This window comes from Hymenobacter cheonanensis (genome assembly GCF_030581075.1).
Taxonomy (GTDB): Bacteria; Bacteroidota; Bacteroidia; order Cytophagales; family Hymenobacteraceae; genus Hymenobacter.
Genome location: NZ_JAUQSW010000003.1, coordinates 409,888 through 425,567 on the forward strand (window position 1 = coordinate 409,888; position 15,680 = coordinate 425,567).

Sequence of the window (15,680 nt, forward strand, 5' to 3'; positions counted from 1 at the left end):
TCACTTCTCACACCATGCACATTAACACCGACCCTGTGCAGCCGCTCGGCAAGCCCTGCATTCGAGATTTTCACCAACTCACCACCACGTTGCTGCCGGCCGCCCTGGTCATGCTCGTGCCCCTGCCCGAGCTGGAGCGCCGCGCCCAGGAAATTGACGCCACGCACCCGCATTTCCGCGAAGAAACGCCAGTCGTAATCGCCATCGAGCGCAAGCGCCGCCATACGCTAAACGGCTTGCGTGTGACCCAATCTGTGGGCCGCAACCAGGTCGCCTAAGACTACTACACTACTCTGTTACTGCCTTCCGCTTCTATTTATCCTGCTCTCTTTCACCCCCTTTTCTTCTCACAGCCAATGCCTACACACCTCTCTTTCCCTCCTGTTTCCCTCACCGATGCCAGCACCGGCAAGCGGGTGCGGGTATCGGCCTTCGCGCCCGGCGCGGCCCTGGTGCTGGTGCCCCAGCCCGAGCCCATTCTTGGCTACACCTACCAGGCCGGGCACCTCACCGTGTACGTGAGCGGCACCACGCCGCTGCATCTGCGCTCGGCCCAGGAAGAGGGCCGCACCCACGAGGAGGCCTGGCTTGTGGATGAGCTGCCGGCCGGCATCAAGGAAATCGACCTCACCGACTGCCGCCGCGAGTTCCGGCTGCTCAAAGCTGCCTAGTTATGCTGCTTGACATTGCCACCCGCGAAGATATCGCCACCCTCTCGGCCAAGTTTGACCTGGTACTCGCTGCCTTGGCTAAGCCGGCCGCGCCGGCCATTGAGGAGCTGGTGACTATCGAGCAGGTGGCTAACCACACCAAGTTCGACCACCGCACGGTGCGCGATTGGGTGGTAAACGGCCGCTTCGATGCCACTGGCCATAAAGTCTACCTGAAGGCTTACGAGTACCGCAATGGGCAGCTGCGCTTCAAGCTGAGCGAAGCCGAAGCCTTCGGGCTGAAAATCGGCGTGCTCACGCCCAGCCTCACCGCCGGCGCCATGCCGGTCAAGCAGGGTCCAGCGGCCAAGAAGCATTCTAAAAAACGGGCGTCCCTCGATTCCGAAGAAGCGCTCAAAGTTGCCTAATCAATTCACCCCCAACTTCTCACACCCCCATGTCCTATCACCTCATCACCATTACCCAGCTCATGCAGCTCGACCGTCCCACCCTAGAGTACGCGCTTCGTATGTTCCAAAAGGAACTCGATGGCACGGTTGCCTTCCTTGCGGAGAGTGCAGAACACCGCAAAGACGAAGAAACCCTGGATGACCTAAACCACCTGCTCACGCTGCGCAAAGTATTCCAGCTGCGCCTGGAAGAGGTGATTGCCGAAGGGGAGTCCGAGGGAAAGCAACAGCTAGCTATCGCCGCCTAGCTATGCAGTTCTACACCTCCCAACCCACTAACGGCCACCTGGCCAACTTGGCCCTGTCGCTGACTCGCCCGGGCCGACAAGTGCGGCTGCTGCCGCTGGCCGACCTGCCGCCCGCCCAGCCGCTGCGCCTGGGCCCATTGCGCATCGAGCAGTCCGAATTGCTTACGAGCCTGGCCTTCACTAATTGGGGCCTGGCCTTGCTCGCCAACGGTACCTGGCAGCCCGACGTGGTGCTGGAAACCAACCTCAGGCTCGACAAGGCCGCGTTGGAAAAGCGGCTTCTGGAAGTTACGCAACTGCTGACGGCGCAGGAAGGGGGGCAAGTCGATGGCTGATGCATTCTGGATAGGGGCCGTGTCTGGGCAGGGGCCAGTGAAATCCGCGCCGCCTGCCACGGCACCAATGGCGCAAGAGCAGCGCTGGCGCTGCCAGGTGTGCGGCCAGGAAATGGGCCACTCGCAGCCGGTGGGCCTGGGTTTAGCTATCGGCTTGCTAAAAATCTTTATCGATTGGCACGAGGAGAAGTTCGGGAAGGAGGGTGCAAAGGATGAATAGTGTTCAAACCCGGCTAAAGGACCTCATGGGCCACACCGTTAACTACCAGAACGCCGAACAGCTACTAATTGGCTGGGAGATAGGTGCCCACGATACGGTTATCGAGCACGATGGTGGCCAGTGGCATATCCCATGCAAACAGTTGGCGGCCGTGCTGGTGGCCTGGGAGGGGCAAGTGCAGCGCCTGACTGGAGTGGCCCTGCCGAGTGCTACCCCCGATGTGACTAGGCCCACGACAATGCTGCATGACGTGAATCAGCTGCTGCTGGAATCTATGCGCAAGGTGCGGGATGACCCTGGCTATGCGCCCCAGGCCCGGGCGATGGCCGATACGGCTCAGGCAATTATTAACGGAGCCAAAGTGCAAGTAGAGGCGGCCCGGCTCCTGGTACAGGCGCAACACCGATAGCCATGCCAAATTTCCGCCATATTACTACCGTTACCGCCTACCGTGACCGGGGCAGCAAAGGCTGGAGCCGCGGCCGCCAGCGCTTTCACGATTGCTGGCGCGTGGAAATCTATGTCAACGGCGAGCGCATCCGCCGCTACCGCAGCCACGCAACCACCAAGGCCGAAGCCATCGCGGGCTTCAGCGACTTCCGTGCCCCGCCCGGCCGCTGCGGCACCCGCGACCTCTCCGACCGCTACGTGGCCGCCATGTTGGTAGGCACGCGCAGCACCCTGCCGCCGGAGGAGAAGGCTGCCTTGGCTGCTGCATACCGGCAGCATCCGGAACTAATGGAAGTGCGGCGTAATCAACTTCTACTCAACCGTTTTCTAACGCGGCGTAAGCGGCAGGTCTATGGATAAACAAGCCAGAAAAACTAAAATCGAGGCGCTGAAGATGCAGCCGCGCCTACTGGCCGACGGCCGCAGCGAGGCCATTCGGCCAGCTGCCGGCAAGAAGTTTACTCGGATGGAGATACTGGAAAAGCTCGGCTGCCAGGACCTGGACCTGGTCTACCTAGCGGGTACTGGCCTAGTCTTCGTTATCGATGCGCAGGGCCAAGCCAACGAGCGGGCGCGCAACGAGGCCGCCAATGAGCTGTGGGAGGCGCTGGTGCCAGGCATCAGCCAAATCAACTACGTCGCTGGCCCTTGCGTGGTGTGTGCCGCGCCAAAAAGGTCGTGACGAATCTGCCCCGCCTCCAGCGCGACTTGGTGGAGATTGAAAACAACCTGCGGCTCACCCGCAACCGCCTGGCCTGCTACGAACTGCTGGACGATTCTGAGCTGGCTGCTCACACCAAGCGCGTTATCGAGGGCCTAGAAAGTACAAAAGAGGTATTAACCATTCGCATTCAGGGTATTACTAATGAAAAAGTCTATTAAGCTGCTAGTTTCCCTGGTACTGCTGCAACTGGTATTGCCAGCATTTAAGGTCACTGGTGTGGCGCTGGTCGGCACAAGCTGGCTAGTAGCCACGTGCCTGTTTTGGGGGCCGTGGCTCATGATTCTCGTGTTCTGGCTGCTGGGCCTGCTGCTGCGTCAGGCCACTCGGCAGCCGCCGCTCAATTCCTAATACCTAGCCGGTGAAGCGTCGCTGACGCCTCCCGGCTTCCCTGTCTCGTGGGTAGATGGGCGCGCCCTGGGTGGGAGTTCAGGCGCGTTCAGCCGGCTTCGCGGCCGGCCGGGGAACAGCTGCCCATATTTGGGCTTCTTCATTTATAATTAATCTTGTTTAAGTACTAAACATCATGTACCGTCCAGCCTTCATTCCCAAGCTTCGCCTCAATTATGACAAAACGTGGGCGAAGCTGCTGAGTTTGTTGCGCGACCCGCGCCCCATCCAGCCCGCGCCCACCCCGGCGCACCTCGTGGACGCGCTAGCGCCCCAGAAAACGGTGAAGCTGCCCCAACTGCGCGGCAACCTGGCCCACACGCTCAAGGAAATCGTGCGCATCATGATGGCCGAGTGGAAAAAGGCTAGTACGGCCATCAACCTGGCCATCTTCACCACGCGCACCTCCATCGCCAAGGCCGGCAACAACCGCGACCCGAAAACGGGCTACCGCCACATTATGGCCCTAATCGAGTACGGCTTTCTGCGCGGCAAGGTGCAAGTAAAAGGCGGGCTTCAGCTGCTGCTGGAACCCGCCCTTTTTGTGTTCGACGCGGCCCCTAACACTGCTGCTGCGGCCCTCGCGCCCAGTTATGCCCCCGCCCCCGCCCCGGCGGCTGAGAGCCCCGCTCAGGGCCTAGCTGGGCTGCTGGCCACCGCCCAAAATTTGAAAGGGACTATGTGGAAAACCTCTTAAAAAACTCAATGCGGGCATTTTCCCTGGCTTTATAGTTTGGGACCCCTCATAAATATTATGAATGATAGGAACGGTTGTTTTTCGACCGACTTATCCACCCCCCACTTGTCGATAAGTCAGGCTGGCTGAAAAAAAAAGAAGGGGCGGGCCGCGCTGAGCGGGCCGCAGGCACCCGCACCACCGCCCCTCAGCGCGTGGGTAGGGGCCGCTTTTGCTAAATTTTTTAAAATCTCCCCCATGCAGCTCACTTCTCACGCGCCGGGCCTGAGCCCCAAAGCCGCCCAGGCGGCCGATAAGCGCATTCCCCTGCGCAGCATCATGGCCAAGCTCGGCCACGTGCCGGCCGGCCCGCCAGCAGCTGGTGGCAATTACTACTACACCTCGCCTTTCCGGCCCGACGAGAGAACGCCTTCGTTCGTAGTGTGCGAGCCCAAAAACGTCTGGAGCGACTTCGGCGGCACGCCCAAACCCGGCAAGAAAGCCGACGGCGGCGATGTGCTGGAGCTAATTATGCGCCTCACCGGCTTCGATACCGGCCGCGCGCGCCTGGTGCTCCGGGCCTGGGCCGCCGACCTGGCTACCCCGGCTGAGCTGGCGCTGCCGGCCGCGCCAACCGGCGAGACGTTCGTAACCGGCAAGGTCACCTTCACCGACGTGCGCCTGGAGCCCCTGGCCATGAAGCGGCTTGTCGAGTACCTGACTAGCCGGGGCATCAACTGGCCCCTGGTGCAGCGCAGCAACCGCACGCAGGCCCACTTGCAGCAGATTTTCTACCACATCGCCGGCAAGCCCCGCCAGCAGCCCTACTTCGGGCTAGGCTGGAAAACGTCGGCCGGCTGGGAGGTGCGCAGCAAAGGGTTCCAGGGCACCATCGGCGGCAAGGGCCTCACCTGGCTGCTGGGCCAGAAGCGCGACGAAGTGCGCGTGTTTGAAGGCTTTATGGATTACCTCAGCGCCCTGACCTACTATAATCAGACCTATTTCGAGGAAACAGTACTTATCCTCAATTCGGTGGGCATGCTCACCGAGGCCCTGCCTACGCTCATGGAAGCCCGGCTCGTGCACTGGTTCGGCGATAACGATCTGGCCGGCGAGCGCGCCCTGTGGCTGCTGCGCCAATCGCTCACGCCGTCGCGGGTGAAGGCCTACAACGAGCTGTACCGCGGCTACAAGGATTTCAACGATTTCCTGACCAAGACCCCGCCGACTAAGCCCCTGCCGCCCCGGCGAGCCGAGCCCAGCAAGCTCAGCCAAACAGCGCGGTACTGGCTCTACGTCGAGTTCAACGAGCGCGCCCCCGGCACGCCGGCTGCCGATGGCAAAAAGCGCAAATGCTCCTTCTACTCCTGGACGAATGACGCCACCGGCCTCGAATATCTACTAGTGCTGCGCAATCGGCTAGGCTACCAAATGAGCTACTACCGCCTCTGCGAGCGCACCAGCGGCCGCGACTATAAAATTCTTGAATGGGCTGGCTTGCACCAGCCAGTACCACAAACCCCTAAATCAATTAGCCATGTGCACATGCAACCAGAAGAATAAAGACGCCGCTGCCATTTTCCTCAAGCAGAAACACGGCGATAAGGTCAAATTAGGTACCCTCGTGTCACTAGTAAACCAGAGTGCCTTAAAGACTGAGAATAAGCTAATAGCCGTTGGGTACGATGAGTATGAGATGCGAGGGCACCCTGTAAAAAAGGATGGTTTACTCGGTAACTCAAAGGTGTACCGGGTGCCATTTGTGCATTCTTACTGCCCGCACTGCGGCGAAAAACTGGTGGCATGAGACTCCCGCAGCTCGACCAGTGTATCGAGGTGCGGTGGGGCGAAGCCGAGCAGCTGGCCTACGCTATCGAGTGGGTGCTGTGCCAGCAGCTGGAGGGCCGGCCGACGGTGGCCATGGTGCTCAGCTTCGGCCCGCTCACCCGGGTGCGTAGCCGGCTAGTAGCCCGGGCCCGCCAGGAACAGCACCACGTGGGCCCGCTGCCAAAGAAGCCGCGCAAGTACACCCTGCGCTACGACGAGGTAGCCGGGCTCATGCTCATCCTACCCAGCGCGCCGGCGGCCGGCCTGGCGTGGGGCGAAATTCAGCAGGCTAGCCTGCGCCTCGAACGATTCATTGATTTTACCCTGCCTTTTAATTATGCCTAATTCAACTGGAAAAACCGGCCCGCAACTGCTCACAGAACTAGCCCCCGGTCAGCACATGGTACTAAGAAATCCTAGCAACCCGGTTTCGATTATCACTCAGATAGTCCGAGCCGCAGATGTGTACTACATCACCGGCCCCGGCTTCCATTGGTTCTTCGGTAACGAGCTAGACCTGGGCGAATACTTCAAAGTGGCCCGTGATGCCCAAGACACCGATGCAAATGCCGTTCACATGCTGAATGAGGCATTGATTGGGTTTCGGGCGCCTGCCCAATCCAGAGTACACACCTGCCAGGGGCTCGAAGAGGCGCTCGCTGTTACTAGCGACGTCTTTGGCTGGTAGAAATAATTAGTTTTTACTATTAATGAGCCTAGACCATGTTTCGCTTTTGTAGAATCATTGAAGACCGAGGCCGCCAGTACCTGGTGCGCGCCGCCAACGATACTGCGCTCATCGGTTTTGGCCGACAGACCGGGCCGGCCACGGCGCTGACCCTCGACACCTGGCTAACAGCTGCCGATGGGTGGGATTGGAAAAACCTACGTTTGACCATGATGATGCCTGGTCACGTGGAGATGCTGCAGGCGCTGGAGTGCTTCACGACCCAGCATGCTCGCGACGCCGGCCACCTGATGTTGGCCCGCCAAGCCGACCAGCTCACGAAAGAGGAGTTCGAGGAGTCACACTACACTTTGGTTTTATCGGTATGGGCCGCTGTCATTCGGCGATACGGCTCTTTCGGCTGATTTTGTCTCAAAAAAAGTATTCCGCAAAAACATCCCGAAAACGGCCCCGTCCGGGCCGTTTTTCTTTTCTCAAAACTGTCGCCCGAAAACCACCTGCTTATTATGACACAAGACGCCCCCGTTCCCGTCGTGCTCTTCGCCCGCGTCAGCTCCGAGGCCCAGGACTTCGGCCGGCAGCTGCGCGACTTGCAGCGCCACGCCGAGCGCGCCGGCTACCAGGTGGTAACCACGATTGCCGAGAAGCTCTCGGGCTCGCGCCGCAGCCGGGCCAAACGCCCCGACCTCGACGAGCTGCTGGCCCTGGCCCGCAGTGGCCAGGTGCGCATGGTGCTCGTGACCGAGTTAAGCCGGCTGGGCCGCCGCGCCCGCGAGGTGCGCCAGGTGGTCGAGGAGCTGGCCGACCTGAAGGTGTCGGTGTTTGCCCTCAACATTCAGCTAGGCTCCTTGCTGCCCGACGGCAAGCCCAACCCCATTGCCCGCCTGGTGATGACGGTGCTGATGGAAGTGGACGAGATGGAAACCGAGCGCCTGGGCCACCGCATCAAGAGTGGCCAGGAGAAGGCCTTTGCCGAGGGCAAGCAGAAGGGCCGGCCCACCGGCACAGTGCAAGATTCAAAGAAGCTGTTAGCCAAATACCCGAAAGTGGTTAAATATTTGGAGAGCGCACTGACTGTGCGCGAAATTGCTGGGCTGGCCGGGTGCTCGACAAATACGGTGGGCAAGGTCAAGGCCGCACTTTCGTCCTAATTTCTAACGTTGCTTAGCTGAACCTTTGATGAGGAAATCTTACCCCTTCTTTGTGAGCAAACAGCCTACTTTCGCTATTCCGGTGCGTCCGCACGTGCGGCAATACTTGTTACTATGGTTTGGGATGCAGCAGCCGCACCCGCTGCACCAGAATACGTTTTTAGGGCGCCTGGTGCGCATGAAGGTGGAAAAGCATCCGTTCCGGCAGCTGCACCGGGAGCAGAAGCCCGAAGGCCCCGTCTACGAACTTACCTTGCCTACGGCCCTCAAGCACTACACTATTACGCCCGAGGCCGCCAAGCAAATCGGGGAAACGCTGGATAAGCTATTCCAGGAAAAAATGATATCGTTCGTGATGGGCCACGTGGTGGCCAGCCAGAACGAGCGGGCTGCCCTGCGGGCCTTCTGTAAATACTACGACATCGACCCCAGCGAGGCCGACCTGGAAATGCTGCGCAAACTCTACCGCGACTATAAGGATAAGGTGCTGCGCGAGAACGGGCAGCAGCGTATGCTCTACGGCGAGGGCCGCGAAGACCTGCTGAGCGACTTCGCACTTTCGGCCTAAAAGCGGGCAGGGGCGGCGCGTTCCTTTACCGCATGGACAACACGCTCGCCGCCTTCCTGGCTTACTTCCGCCGGCTGGCCACCGATAACCTGGCCCTGCGCGACTTCGTGCACGGCCCCAGCGGCCGCATCATCGCCGGCTCGCGCCGGGAATTGACTTACCCGCTGCTCTGGCTGGAAACGCCCTCGCTGGCCCTGGCCGACAAGGACGGCACCGCCCCGCTGGGCCAGCGCCACGCGGCCCTCATCGTGCTCGACTCGGCCAGCGCCAGCGACTACGCCGACCAGGATGCCAAGTGGGCCAGCACCGAGGCCATTGCCCTGGAGGTGCTGAGCCGGATGCGCAGGGATTACAAGGCCCGCCAGTTCGTGGCCTTCTCGCTCGACGGCACCGTGCTCGAGGCGGTGGCCACGCTCACGGTGGCCGGTGAAATCGGCTGGCGCTTCGAGTTCAGCCTCTCGGACTACCCGGCCCCGCTCACCTACGACGCCACCCGCTGGCACTAAGCACGATGTACATTGAGGTAAATACCACGTGGAAAACAGTTGGTAACGGGGGCGGCGGCAGTACGGCCAGCGGCACCGGCACGGCCTTTAATACCGACACCAAGCAGATTGAGCAGTGGACCGGCTCGCGCAACCTAGCCGTGCTCGACCCCCCGCCGCCCGATGCGCACCTGGTCGTAGGCGCTTTTCTCTGGTTTGACTGCGACGTAAACTACACGGCTACCAAGTACTTCTACGCCGGGGGTACTGATGTGCGCATAGAAACGGAGGTTAACAGCGTCAACTACTGCGGTTATCAGGTGGCACTGAGTTGCGACCTGGGCACCCTAACAGTGCAGCAGAAAGCGGTGGGCAGCCGCACCACGCTCACGGCGCAGTACTCCGGCCTCTCCAACGGCCAGGCCTACTACGCGCTCGATGGTGGGGTGGAGCAAACCAGCCCTGTATTCACCGGCGTGCTGCCGGGCTCGCACAAGCTACAGGTGCGCGACGATGGGCTAGCCGGCTGCACGGCCAGCCTCGACGTGGAGGTAACCGCGCCGGCCGGCCCGGTGGTGGTGGCGCCCACCGTGCCGGCCGGCGCGTCCCAGGGCATCGACTTCGTGCAGCAACCGCTCTGGTTCCAGGTGGCTACCGCGCCCGCCGGCGCCCGGGTAGAACTGGAGCTGTATGCTGAGTCGAGCCACGGGGCCGACGACTTCGCCCTAGTGCTGACCCTGCGCCAGCTGGCCGACGCTGCTGGTCACGTGAACTTTCGCCTCGATACGCTGCTGCTGCCGCTGCTCAGCCCCTTCGTGCCCCCGGTAGCCGGCCCGCTGGTTAGCCAGCGTTGCACCACAAACTTGGTGAACTACTTCGTGCGCACGGCCACCTACGACGCGACCGGCGCGGCCACCCGCGCCCAGGGGCCGCTGCGCACGGCCCTGCGCGGCGGCTTGCCGGCCGAGTGGCAGGATACGAACTACTTCCGCCTGCGCGAGTTGCGCTTTGCCCTGCCGCCCTGCCTGAGCTGGCAGCCGGCCGGCCCCGGCACCTACGCCGCTGAAGCGGTGAAGGCCGTCACCCTGGTCCAGCCGGAGTGGCTGTTCTGGCTGAGCACCGTGGACGTGCCGGTCCTGCGCGTGGCCCGCACCTACGACAACGGTCCCGGCACCGCGGCGCTCGTGGAATACGAGGATTTGCCGGCTGCCCCGGCCCGGGGCTGGCTGCGCCAGCTGCTGGCCATTCCGCTCGCCCCGGCCCACGCCGACTACCAGCGGGTAATGGTGCAGGTGGAGGCGGCCGGCGGGCTCGCCCTCTCGCAGCCCGCCTGGTACACGTTCGTGGAAGAAACGCCGCGCACGCGCTACCTGCTCTTTACCAACTCGCTCGGCACCACCGACACGCTACGCTGCGAGGGCCGGCTCGACGTCACGCTCGAAGCCAGCACCCAGCAGGCCGAGCGCCCGGCGCGCCCGGGCGCGCCGGTGCCGGCCGCCGACCGGCAGGTGAGCGACCTCTCGGCCAGCCGCAAGCTCAAGCTGGCCACCGGCTGGCTGGAGCCCGAGGAGCTGGCCTGGCTGCAAGACCTGGTGCTGAGCCGCGAGGTGTGGCTGGCCCAGGCCGAGCAGCTGCGCCCGCTCGACTGGGGCAAGCGCACGCTGGCCCCTTACTCCGATGAGCCCGGCCTGCGCGGGCTGCTACTCGAATGCGATTACGCTTATTCCCCCACTGCGTATGCCCCTGGAGTTTACTAGCGCCGGCAAGCCGGTGCACCTGGCGGCCGGTACCAGCGTGCAGCTGGAGCTAAACTCGCCGCTCTTCGACGAGGATACTATTAAAGGAGCCTTCTCGTACTCGTTCGGCATTCCGGCCGCCCCCAACGGCCCGCTCTACGGCTTTCCCGAGCGGCCCGATGGGGCTAGCCAGCCCGGCGCGCAGCTGCCGGCCGAGCTGGCCCTGGACGGGCTGCCCCTGCTCACCGGCTCGCAGCGCGTGAAGTCGGCTAGCCCCAGCAAGTACAGCGTGAGCGTGCAGGCGGGCCTCTCGGGCGCGAACCTGAGCGAGCGCCCGCTTTCTTCCTTTGCCTACGGGGGCTTGCGCGAGGTGCCGCGCTGGGTGGCGTTGCCCGGGCTCGGGGTACAGTACCCGGGCCTGGTGCGGCACGCCAACGAGGTAGTGGCCAGCCCCGCCGACTACGGCTACGTGTTTGCCCCGCTGCGCAACGAGGAGCCGAGCGACTTCGTGAAGAGCCTGCCGGGCTTCGACCCCAAGAACATCGACCCGCTGGACTATCCCAGCCAGGCGGTGAACACCTGGCTGGTGCGCGGCGGGCCGGTGCTGGGTATGCCGGGCGGGGGCAGCTTCACGTATTACATCAACTTCACGGTGCCGGGCGGCGTCGTAGTGCAGGAATTTCGCCTCTTGCCGGCGTACTGCCCCTTTCCCAAGCTGCGCTACGTGCTGCAAGCCATTTGTGAGGAGAGCGGCCTCGGGGTGGACCTGGGCCAGCTGCTGCCCGGCGAGCTGGGCGAGCTGGTGCTGGTGAGCAACGCCGTGCTCGTAGACCGCGGCGACGCCGAAACCCTGCGCTTCAGCTTGGCCGACGTGGTGCCCGAGCTAACGGTGGCCCAGCTGCTGGCCGCGCTGCGCCAGGACTTCGGTATCGTGGTGTACGTGGAGCAAGCTACCCGGCGCGTGCGCACGGCCTACCTGGTCGAGCGCGTGGCCGCGAGCGCCGCCTACGTGGACCTGAGCGCGCGGCTGGCCGGCCCGCCCGAGGTAAGCGTGGATGCGCCGGCCGGCCTGACGCTGACCACGGCCGTCGATTCGAGCGATGCGCTGACCAAGGACTTGCTCAGCTTGCAGCCGGCCGCGAGCCTGGTGCTGCCGGCGGTGGCCACCGTGGCCGACCTGCCGGCTACGGCCGTTATCCTGACCGAGAACCCGCAGCCCGGGCAGGCGCGGCTCGTGACGCAGCTCGACACCTGGTACGCCTGCACGCTGAGCTACCGCGATGCCGTGAGCGTGAACCTGACCTGGGCCCCGCTAGTGGTAAACCTGCCCCCGGTGCCGGTGGCCGGGGGCGGCCAGGAGCAGGCCCAGGCCACGAGTTACACCGTGGAGCTACTGACCCGCCTGGCGGACGACCCCGGCGTGACGGCACTGGTGCCGGCGCTCTCGCAGGAGCCCTACGCAGCTAGCCAACCCAACGGCACCCGCAGCGCCGCGCTGCGCCTCTTGTTCTACAACGGCTTGCAGCCGGCCAGCGACGGGGTGAGCCTCTACCCGCAGCTTTCGCACCAAAGTGCCAGCGGGGCCTACTCGGTGCGCCTCTATGGCCCGGCCGGCACCTATGCGCAGTGGCTCAGGGACTGGCTGCCGGTGAAGCTGCGCGCCAGCAGCTACAAGCAGCCCTTGCTGCTCACGCCCCTCGACCTGGCCCGGCTCGACCTGACCCAGCCGCTGCGCCTGGCCGGCGTGCCCTACCTGGTGCGCAAGCTCTCGGCCACGCTGCCCCTGAGCAAGCCGGCCACGGCCGAGCTGGTGCGCCTGTTTTAAAAAGCGGCTACGTAGTACGGAAACCAGCCCGAAAGGGCTATATAGAATGAAAAAATAAATTTGCCAGTTCCGGCCCAGCTTTTGCCAGTTTCGGCCCAGCTGGTAGGGGAGGGGCCGGCTGGCAAGCCCGGGAGTTGCCAGCCGGCCGGCCGGGGCGGGCTGGCAATTGCCAGGTTTGGGGCGGGCAGCTAGGGGCCTATTACCCGGCAGGGTAAAAGTGCTTCTTGGCCCCCATGAACCTTGAGCTACTCTTAAAACGCCATCCCTCGGCCAACGGCTGCACCCTGGGCGAGCTATTTATCAACGGCACGTTTTTCTGCTACACCCTGGAGGACGTGGTGCGCCCCGGCGCCAAGGTGGCCGGCGAAACGGCCATCCCGGCCGGTACCTACCCCGTCACCATCGAGCGCAGCCCCACCTTCCGCATGCTCACCCCGCGCCTGCACCGCGTGCCCGGCTTCGAGGGCGTGCTGCTGCACCCGGGCAACGGCCCGAAGGATACCCGGGGCTGCGTGCTGGTGGGCTTTGCCAAGCTGCCCAGCAACACGAAAATCTACCAGTCGCGCGAGGCCTTCGAGGCGCTCATGGGTAAGCTGCTGCCGGCAACCACCATCACGCTTACCATCCGCTAGGCGCCATGCTGCTGCCCCTCTTGCCGCTGCCGCCCAACGAGTGCCCCAACGTGGGTGGGGTGCGCGCCCTGCGCGTGTGGCCGGCCAGCAACGTGCTGCCCCTGCCCGTCGAGCCCGGCAGCAACCTGCTGCTGCCGGTGCAGCTGCGCGACCCGGCCAACTACGCCGACATCTGGTTTCAGCCCGACTCGGCCGGCTTCGACGAGCCCGAGGGCGACGACGCCCAGGGCGTGCTCTACAAGCCCAGCCTTCAGCTGCTGGTGCTGCGCGACGCGCCCGACCTGCAAGAGGCCATTGCCCGCCTGCGGGCCGTGCGCTACTTCGTGGTGGCCTATGCCGATGGCAACGGCCTGACCAAGCTCGTGGGCACGCCCACCCACCCGCTGCGCCTCACGGCGGGGCTCGAAACGGGCAAGAAGCCCACCGACCGCAACGGCTACCCGCTGGCCTTTGCCGGCCTCACGCGCCGCCCGGCGCCCTTCACCCTGGTGCAGCCCGCCGGCATGCCCCCGGTGCGCCGCGCCTTCTCCACCGGCTTCAACTTCGGCTTCAACTAAAATGGCACAACTCACGCGCCTGGACCTGCACGCCGAAATCGACGGGCGGTTTCCCAACAACACGACTGAGCTAATTACCCCGCCCGTGGTGCGGGCGTTTCTGCACAATCTGGTCGAGTCGGCCCTGCTAGTGGCCTCCGACAAGGTAAGCCTGAGCCAGGCCCACACGCTGGCCTTCGTGCAAAACCTGCTGGCCACGGCCCCCGACCTCGTGCCGGGCCTGCGCTACGATATCGCCGGCGACTGGAACGGCACCGGCGACCCCGACCAGGTGGTGTACGTGCAGGCGGCCACGGCCACCACCTTCGAGGCCTACGGCACGCTGGAGAGTGGCCCCTACCCGGGCCGGGTGCGGGCGCTGGTACAGGTCGATGTGGTGGCGGGTACGGCCGTGCCCCCCGCCTCGCCCCCGTCTGGGGGCCGCAACACAGGGCCCTACAAGCCCGGCAGCGACTATAACCAGTACGATTTAGTTACGTACCGGGGCCTGAGCTACTACGCGGGCGAAGATACCTCCGGGGTGGGGGCGTTCGACCCGACTGATTGGCGCGTCTTCGGGCCGGACCCGGCCGTGGTGGCGGCCAATACGGCCGCCATCGGGGTGTTGGCCAGCCTCGGCACCACGGCCAAAACCGACCTCGTGGCCGCCGTCAACGAGCTAGTCACCGTGCTGGCCACCAAGGCCGGCGTGGACGACCTGCCGCTCGACTGGCTCTGGAGCACGAACATCACGAGCCAGCACACGGCCGGCAACCCAGCCCAGCTGGCCGCCAAAACGCTGACCCGCCTCAACCCCTACGCCGAGCCCACCACCGACTTCTACGTCAGCCTACCGCCCGCCTGGTACGCTAAAGGCGTGGCGGGCACCACCTTGGCTATCCACGCTTTGACCGCTGGCACGCTGCATTTCGTCGGGGGCTTTTTGGTGGACAAGGCGAATACACTCACGCTCACGGCCGGCACCACGGTCGTGCTGAGCGCGACGGCGGAGGGCCGCAGCACCAAGGTCGCTACCAGCGGGGTGGACTACACCGTCGTGTTGCGCACCGGCGCCGGGGCTAGCGCCGCCACCGGCGACGTGACGACGGCCCAGCTCGAGGCCGTGCGCACGACGCTGGAGCTGCGGCCCGCAGCGGGTGGCAACTACACCCTGGCCCTGGCCGACGCGGGCCGGGTGCTGCCGGTGAGCAGCGCGGCGGGCGTGGGGGTGGAGGTGCAGGTGCCCGCCCAGGCCGACGTGCCGTTTGCCATTGGCACTATCGTGTTTATTCGGCGCATGGGGGCCGGCAGCGTGCACCTGGGCGCGGCGGCCGGCGTGACGGTGCGCGTGCCGGCGGGCGCGGACTACTACGTGGCGGCCGGCGACGAGGTGAGCCTGCACAAGGAGGACGTGAACACGTGGTTTCTGAAAGGAGGCGTGAGCGCATGAGTGCCGCCAGTGCCTACCGCCGCGGCAGCGCGCCGCTGCCCGGCCCCACGCCTGGCTTCCTGCTGGGCGTGGAAACCGCCGCCACGAACCAAGTACGCACCTACAGCTTGCCGGGCCTGGTCTCGGCCACCGAGGCCACGGTGTTGCTGGTGGCCAGCAAGCCGCCCTCCACGGAAGACCTCCGGATGCTGTGCGCCATTCTCTCGCAGGATGGCACCACCAAGACTGACGTGGCCTACGTCGGCCGCAGCTACAGCCCCAACGCCGGGCTGGCCGCCAACACCTACACCAACGGCTTTTCCGGCGTGCAGGATAAGACCGTGCTCGACGGGGGCCGCACGGTGCTGATTGGTGCCGAGCTGATTGCGGTTGGGGCCAGCGCCGGCGGGTTTGCCTTTCGGGTGGGGGGCCAGCCCCAGCCGCTGGCCCACTACGACGTGCACCAGCCCCGGGTGTGGGGCAGTACCTTTTTCCTGGGCGGCGAGCAGGCCGGCGCCTACACCTGGCCCGGCACCATCCTGGCCTGCTACGTTTACCCGCGCCGCCTGCGCCCCGACGAGTACCTGCGCACCGAGCGCTACCTGCGCGCCCGTTTCCCCCAAATTGCCTAACCCTTTCTCTG

General features: G+C 64.3%; 25 protein-coding genes. All 25 read left to right on the forward strand.

Annotated features, from left to right (window positions below):
- Positions 1-14: 14 nt before the first annotated feature.
- The 25 genes from Q5H89_RS08085 to Q5H89_RS08205 all read left to right on the forward strand — a co-directional run bounded on the left by Q5H89_RS08085 (position 15) and on the right by Q5H89_RS08205 (position 15,669).
- Positions 15-278, forward strand: a complete 264-nt coding sequence (locus tag Q5H89_RS08085; RefSeq protein WP_305018782.1) for a hypothetical protein — start codon at positions 15-17, stop codon at positions 276-278.
- Positions 279-356: 78 nt separating this feature from the next.
- Positions 357-671, forward strand: coding sequence for a hypothetical protein (locus Q5H89_RS08090; RefSeq protein WP_305018783.1), 315 nt, complete (start codon positions 357-359; stop codon positions 669-671).
- 2 nt (positions 672-673) lie between these two features.
- The gene (locus Q5H89_RS08095) at positions 674-1,078 is read left to right on the forward strand and encodes a hypothetical protein (RefSeq protein ID WP_305018784.1); all 405 of its coding nucleotides are present in this window, start codon (positions 674-676) and stop codon (positions 1,076-1,078) included.
- Between the two features lie 29 nt (positions 1,079-1,107).
- Positions 1,108-1,368, forward strand: coding sequence for a hypothetical protein (locus tag Q5H89_RS08100; protein ID WP_305018785.1), 261 nt, complete (start codon positions 1,108-1,110; stop codon positions 1,366-1,368).
- 2 nt (positions 1,369-1,370) lie between these two features.
- A complete protein-coding gene (locus Q5H89_RS08105; protein ID WP_305018786.1) occupies positions 1,371-1,703 on the forward strand; it encodes a hypothetical protein in 333 nt (110 codons plus the stop codon).
- 67 nt (positions 1,704-1,770) lie between these two features.
- Positions 1,771-1,923, forward strand: coding sequence for a hypothetical protein (locus tag Q5H89_RS08110; RefSeq protein ID WP_305018787.1), 153 nt, complete (start codon positions 1,771-1,773; stop codon positions 1,921-1,923).
- A 25-nt stretch (positions 1,924-1,948) separates the two neighbouring features.
- Positions 1,949-2,332 carry a hypothetical protein gene (locus Q5H89_RS08115; RefSeq protein WP_305018788.1) on the forward strand — a complete coding sequence of 128 codons (384 nt, stop codon included), beginning with the start codon at positions 1,949-1,951 and terminating at the stop codon, positions 2,330-2,332.
- Between the two features lie 2 nt (positions 2,333-2,334).
- The gene (locus Q5H89_RS08120) at positions 2,335-2,733 is read left to right on the forward strand and encodes a hypothetical protein (protein WP_305018789.1); all 399 of its coding nucleotides are present in this window, start codon (positions 2,335-2,337) and stop codon (positions 2,731-2,733) included.
- Complete coding sequence (locus Q5H89_RS08125; protein WP_305018790.1) at positions 2,726-3,055, forward strand: hypothetical protein; 330 nt, start codon at positions 2,726-2,728, stop codon at positions 3,053-3,055. Before Q5H89_RS08120 ends, Q5H89_RS08125 begins: the two co-directional genes overlap by 8 nt.
- A complete protein-coding gene (locus tag Q5H89_RS08130; RefSeq protein ID WP_305018791.1) occupies positions 3,052-3,255 on the forward strand; it encodes a hypothetical protein in 204 nt (67 codons plus the stop codon). The genes Q5H89_RS08125 and Q5H89_RS08130 overlap by 4 nt, the downstream gene beginning before the upstream one ends.
- On the forward strand, positions 3,239-3,445 hold the full coding sequence (locus tag Q5H89_RS08135; RefSeq protein WP_305018792.1) for a hypothetical protein: 207 nt from the start codon (positions 3,239-3,241) through the stop codon (positions 3,443-3,445). The genes Q5H89_RS08130 and Q5H89_RS08135 overlap by 17 nt, the downstream gene beginning before the upstream one ends.
- Before the next feature lie 175 nt (positions 3,446-3,620).
- Complete coding sequence (locus Q5H89_RS08140) at positions 3,621-4,181, forward strand: hypothetical protein (RefSeq protein WP_305018793.1); 561 nt, start codon at positions 3,621-3,623, stop codon at positions 4,179-4,181.
- A 237-nt stretch (positions 4,182-4,418) separates the two neighbouring features.
- Positions 4,419-5,723, forward strand: a complete 1,305-nt coding sequence (locus Q5H89_RS08145) for a toprim domain-containing protein (protein ID WP_305018794.1) — start codon at positions 4,419-4,421, stop codon at positions 5,721-5,723.
- Between the two features lie 240 nt (positions 5,724-5,963).
- Complete coding sequence (locus Q5H89_RS08150; RefSeq protein WP_305018795.1) at positions 5,964-6,332, forward strand: hypothetical protein; 369 nt, start codon at positions 5,964-5,966, stop codon at positions 6,330-6,332.
- Positions 6,325-6,675 (forward strand): hypothetical protein, encoded by a 351-nt coding sequence (locus tag Q5H89_RS08155; RefSeq protein ID WP_305018796.1) that lies wholly within the window; start codon positions 6,325-6,327, stop codon positions 6,673-6,675. Before Q5H89_RS08150 ends, Q5H89_RS08155 begins: the two co-directional genes overlap by 8 nt.
- Positions 6,676-6,710: 35 nt before the next feature.
- Positions 6,711-7,079, forward strand: coding sequence for a hypothetical protein (locus Q5H89_RS08160; protein WP_305018797.1), 369 nt, complete (start codon positions 6,711-6,713; stop codon positions 7,077-7,079).
- 102 nt (positions 7,080-7,181) lie between these two features.
- The gene (locus Q5H89_RS08165) at positions 7,182-7,826 is read left to right on the forward strand and encodes a recombinase family protein (RefSeq protein ID WP_305018798.1); all 645 of its coding nucleotides are present in this window, start codon (positions 7,182-7,184) and stop codon (positions 7,824-7,826) included.
- A 52-nt stretch (positions 7,827-7,878) separates the two neighbouring features.
- Positions 7,879-8,394, forward strand: coding sequence for a hypothetical protein (locus Q5H89_RS08170; protein WP_305018799.1), 516 nt, complete (start codon positions 7,879-7,881; stop codon positions 8,392-8,394).
- Between the two features lie 32 nt (positions 8,395-8,426).
- On the forward strand, positions 8,427-8,900 hold the full coding sequence (locus Q5H89_RS08175; protein WP_305018800.1) for a hypothetical protein: 474 nt from the start codon (positions 8,427-8,429) through the stop codon (positions 8,898-8,900).
- A 5-nt stretch (positions 8,901-8,905) separates the two neighbouring features.
- Entirely contained in the window at positions 8,906-10,636 is a 1,731-nt protein-coding gene (locus Q5H89_RS08180) for a hypothetical protein (RefSeq protein ID WP_305018801.1), read from the forward strand.
- Positions 10,617-12,440, forward strand: coding sequence for a hypothetical protein (locus tag Q5H89_RS08185; RefSeq protein WP_305018802.1), 1,824 nt, complete (start codon positions 10,617-10,619; stop codon positions 12,438-12,440). The genes Q5H89_RS08180 and Q5H89_RS08185 overlap by 20 nt, the downstream gene beginning before the upstream one ends.
- 233 nt (positions 12,441-12,673) lie before the next feature.
- Positions 12,674-13,072, forward strand: coding sequence for a DUF5675 family protein (locus Q5H89_RS08190; RefSeq protein ID WP_305018803.1), 399 nt, complete (start codon positions 12,674-12,676; stop codon positions 13,070-13,072).
- 5 nt (positions 13,073-13,077) lie between these two features.
- Positions 13,078-13,629: a hypothetical protein gene (locus Q5H89_RS08195; protein WP_305018804.1), complete on the forward strand. Its 552-nt coding sequence runs from the start codon at positions 13,078-13,080 to the stop codon at positions 13,627-13,629.
- 1 nt (position 13,630) lies between these two features.
- Positions 13,631-15,058 carry a hypothetical protein gene (locus tag Q5H89_RS08200; RefSeq protein WP_305018805.1) on the forward strand — a complete coding sequence of 476 codons (1,428 nt, stop codon included), beginning with the start codon at positions 13,631-13,633 and terminating at the stop codon, positions 15,056-15,058.
- Positions 15,055-15,669 carry a hypothetical protein gene (locus Q5H89_RS08205; RefSeq protein WP_305018806.1) on the forward strand — a complete coding sequence of 205 codons (615 nt, stop codon included), beginning with the start codon at positions 15,055-15,057 and terminating at the stop codon, positions 15,667-15,669. The genes Q5H89_RS08200 and Q5H89_RS08205 overlap by 4 nt, the downstream gene beginning before the upstream one ends.
- The last annotated feature ends 11 nt before the right edge of the window (positions 15,670-15,680 follow it).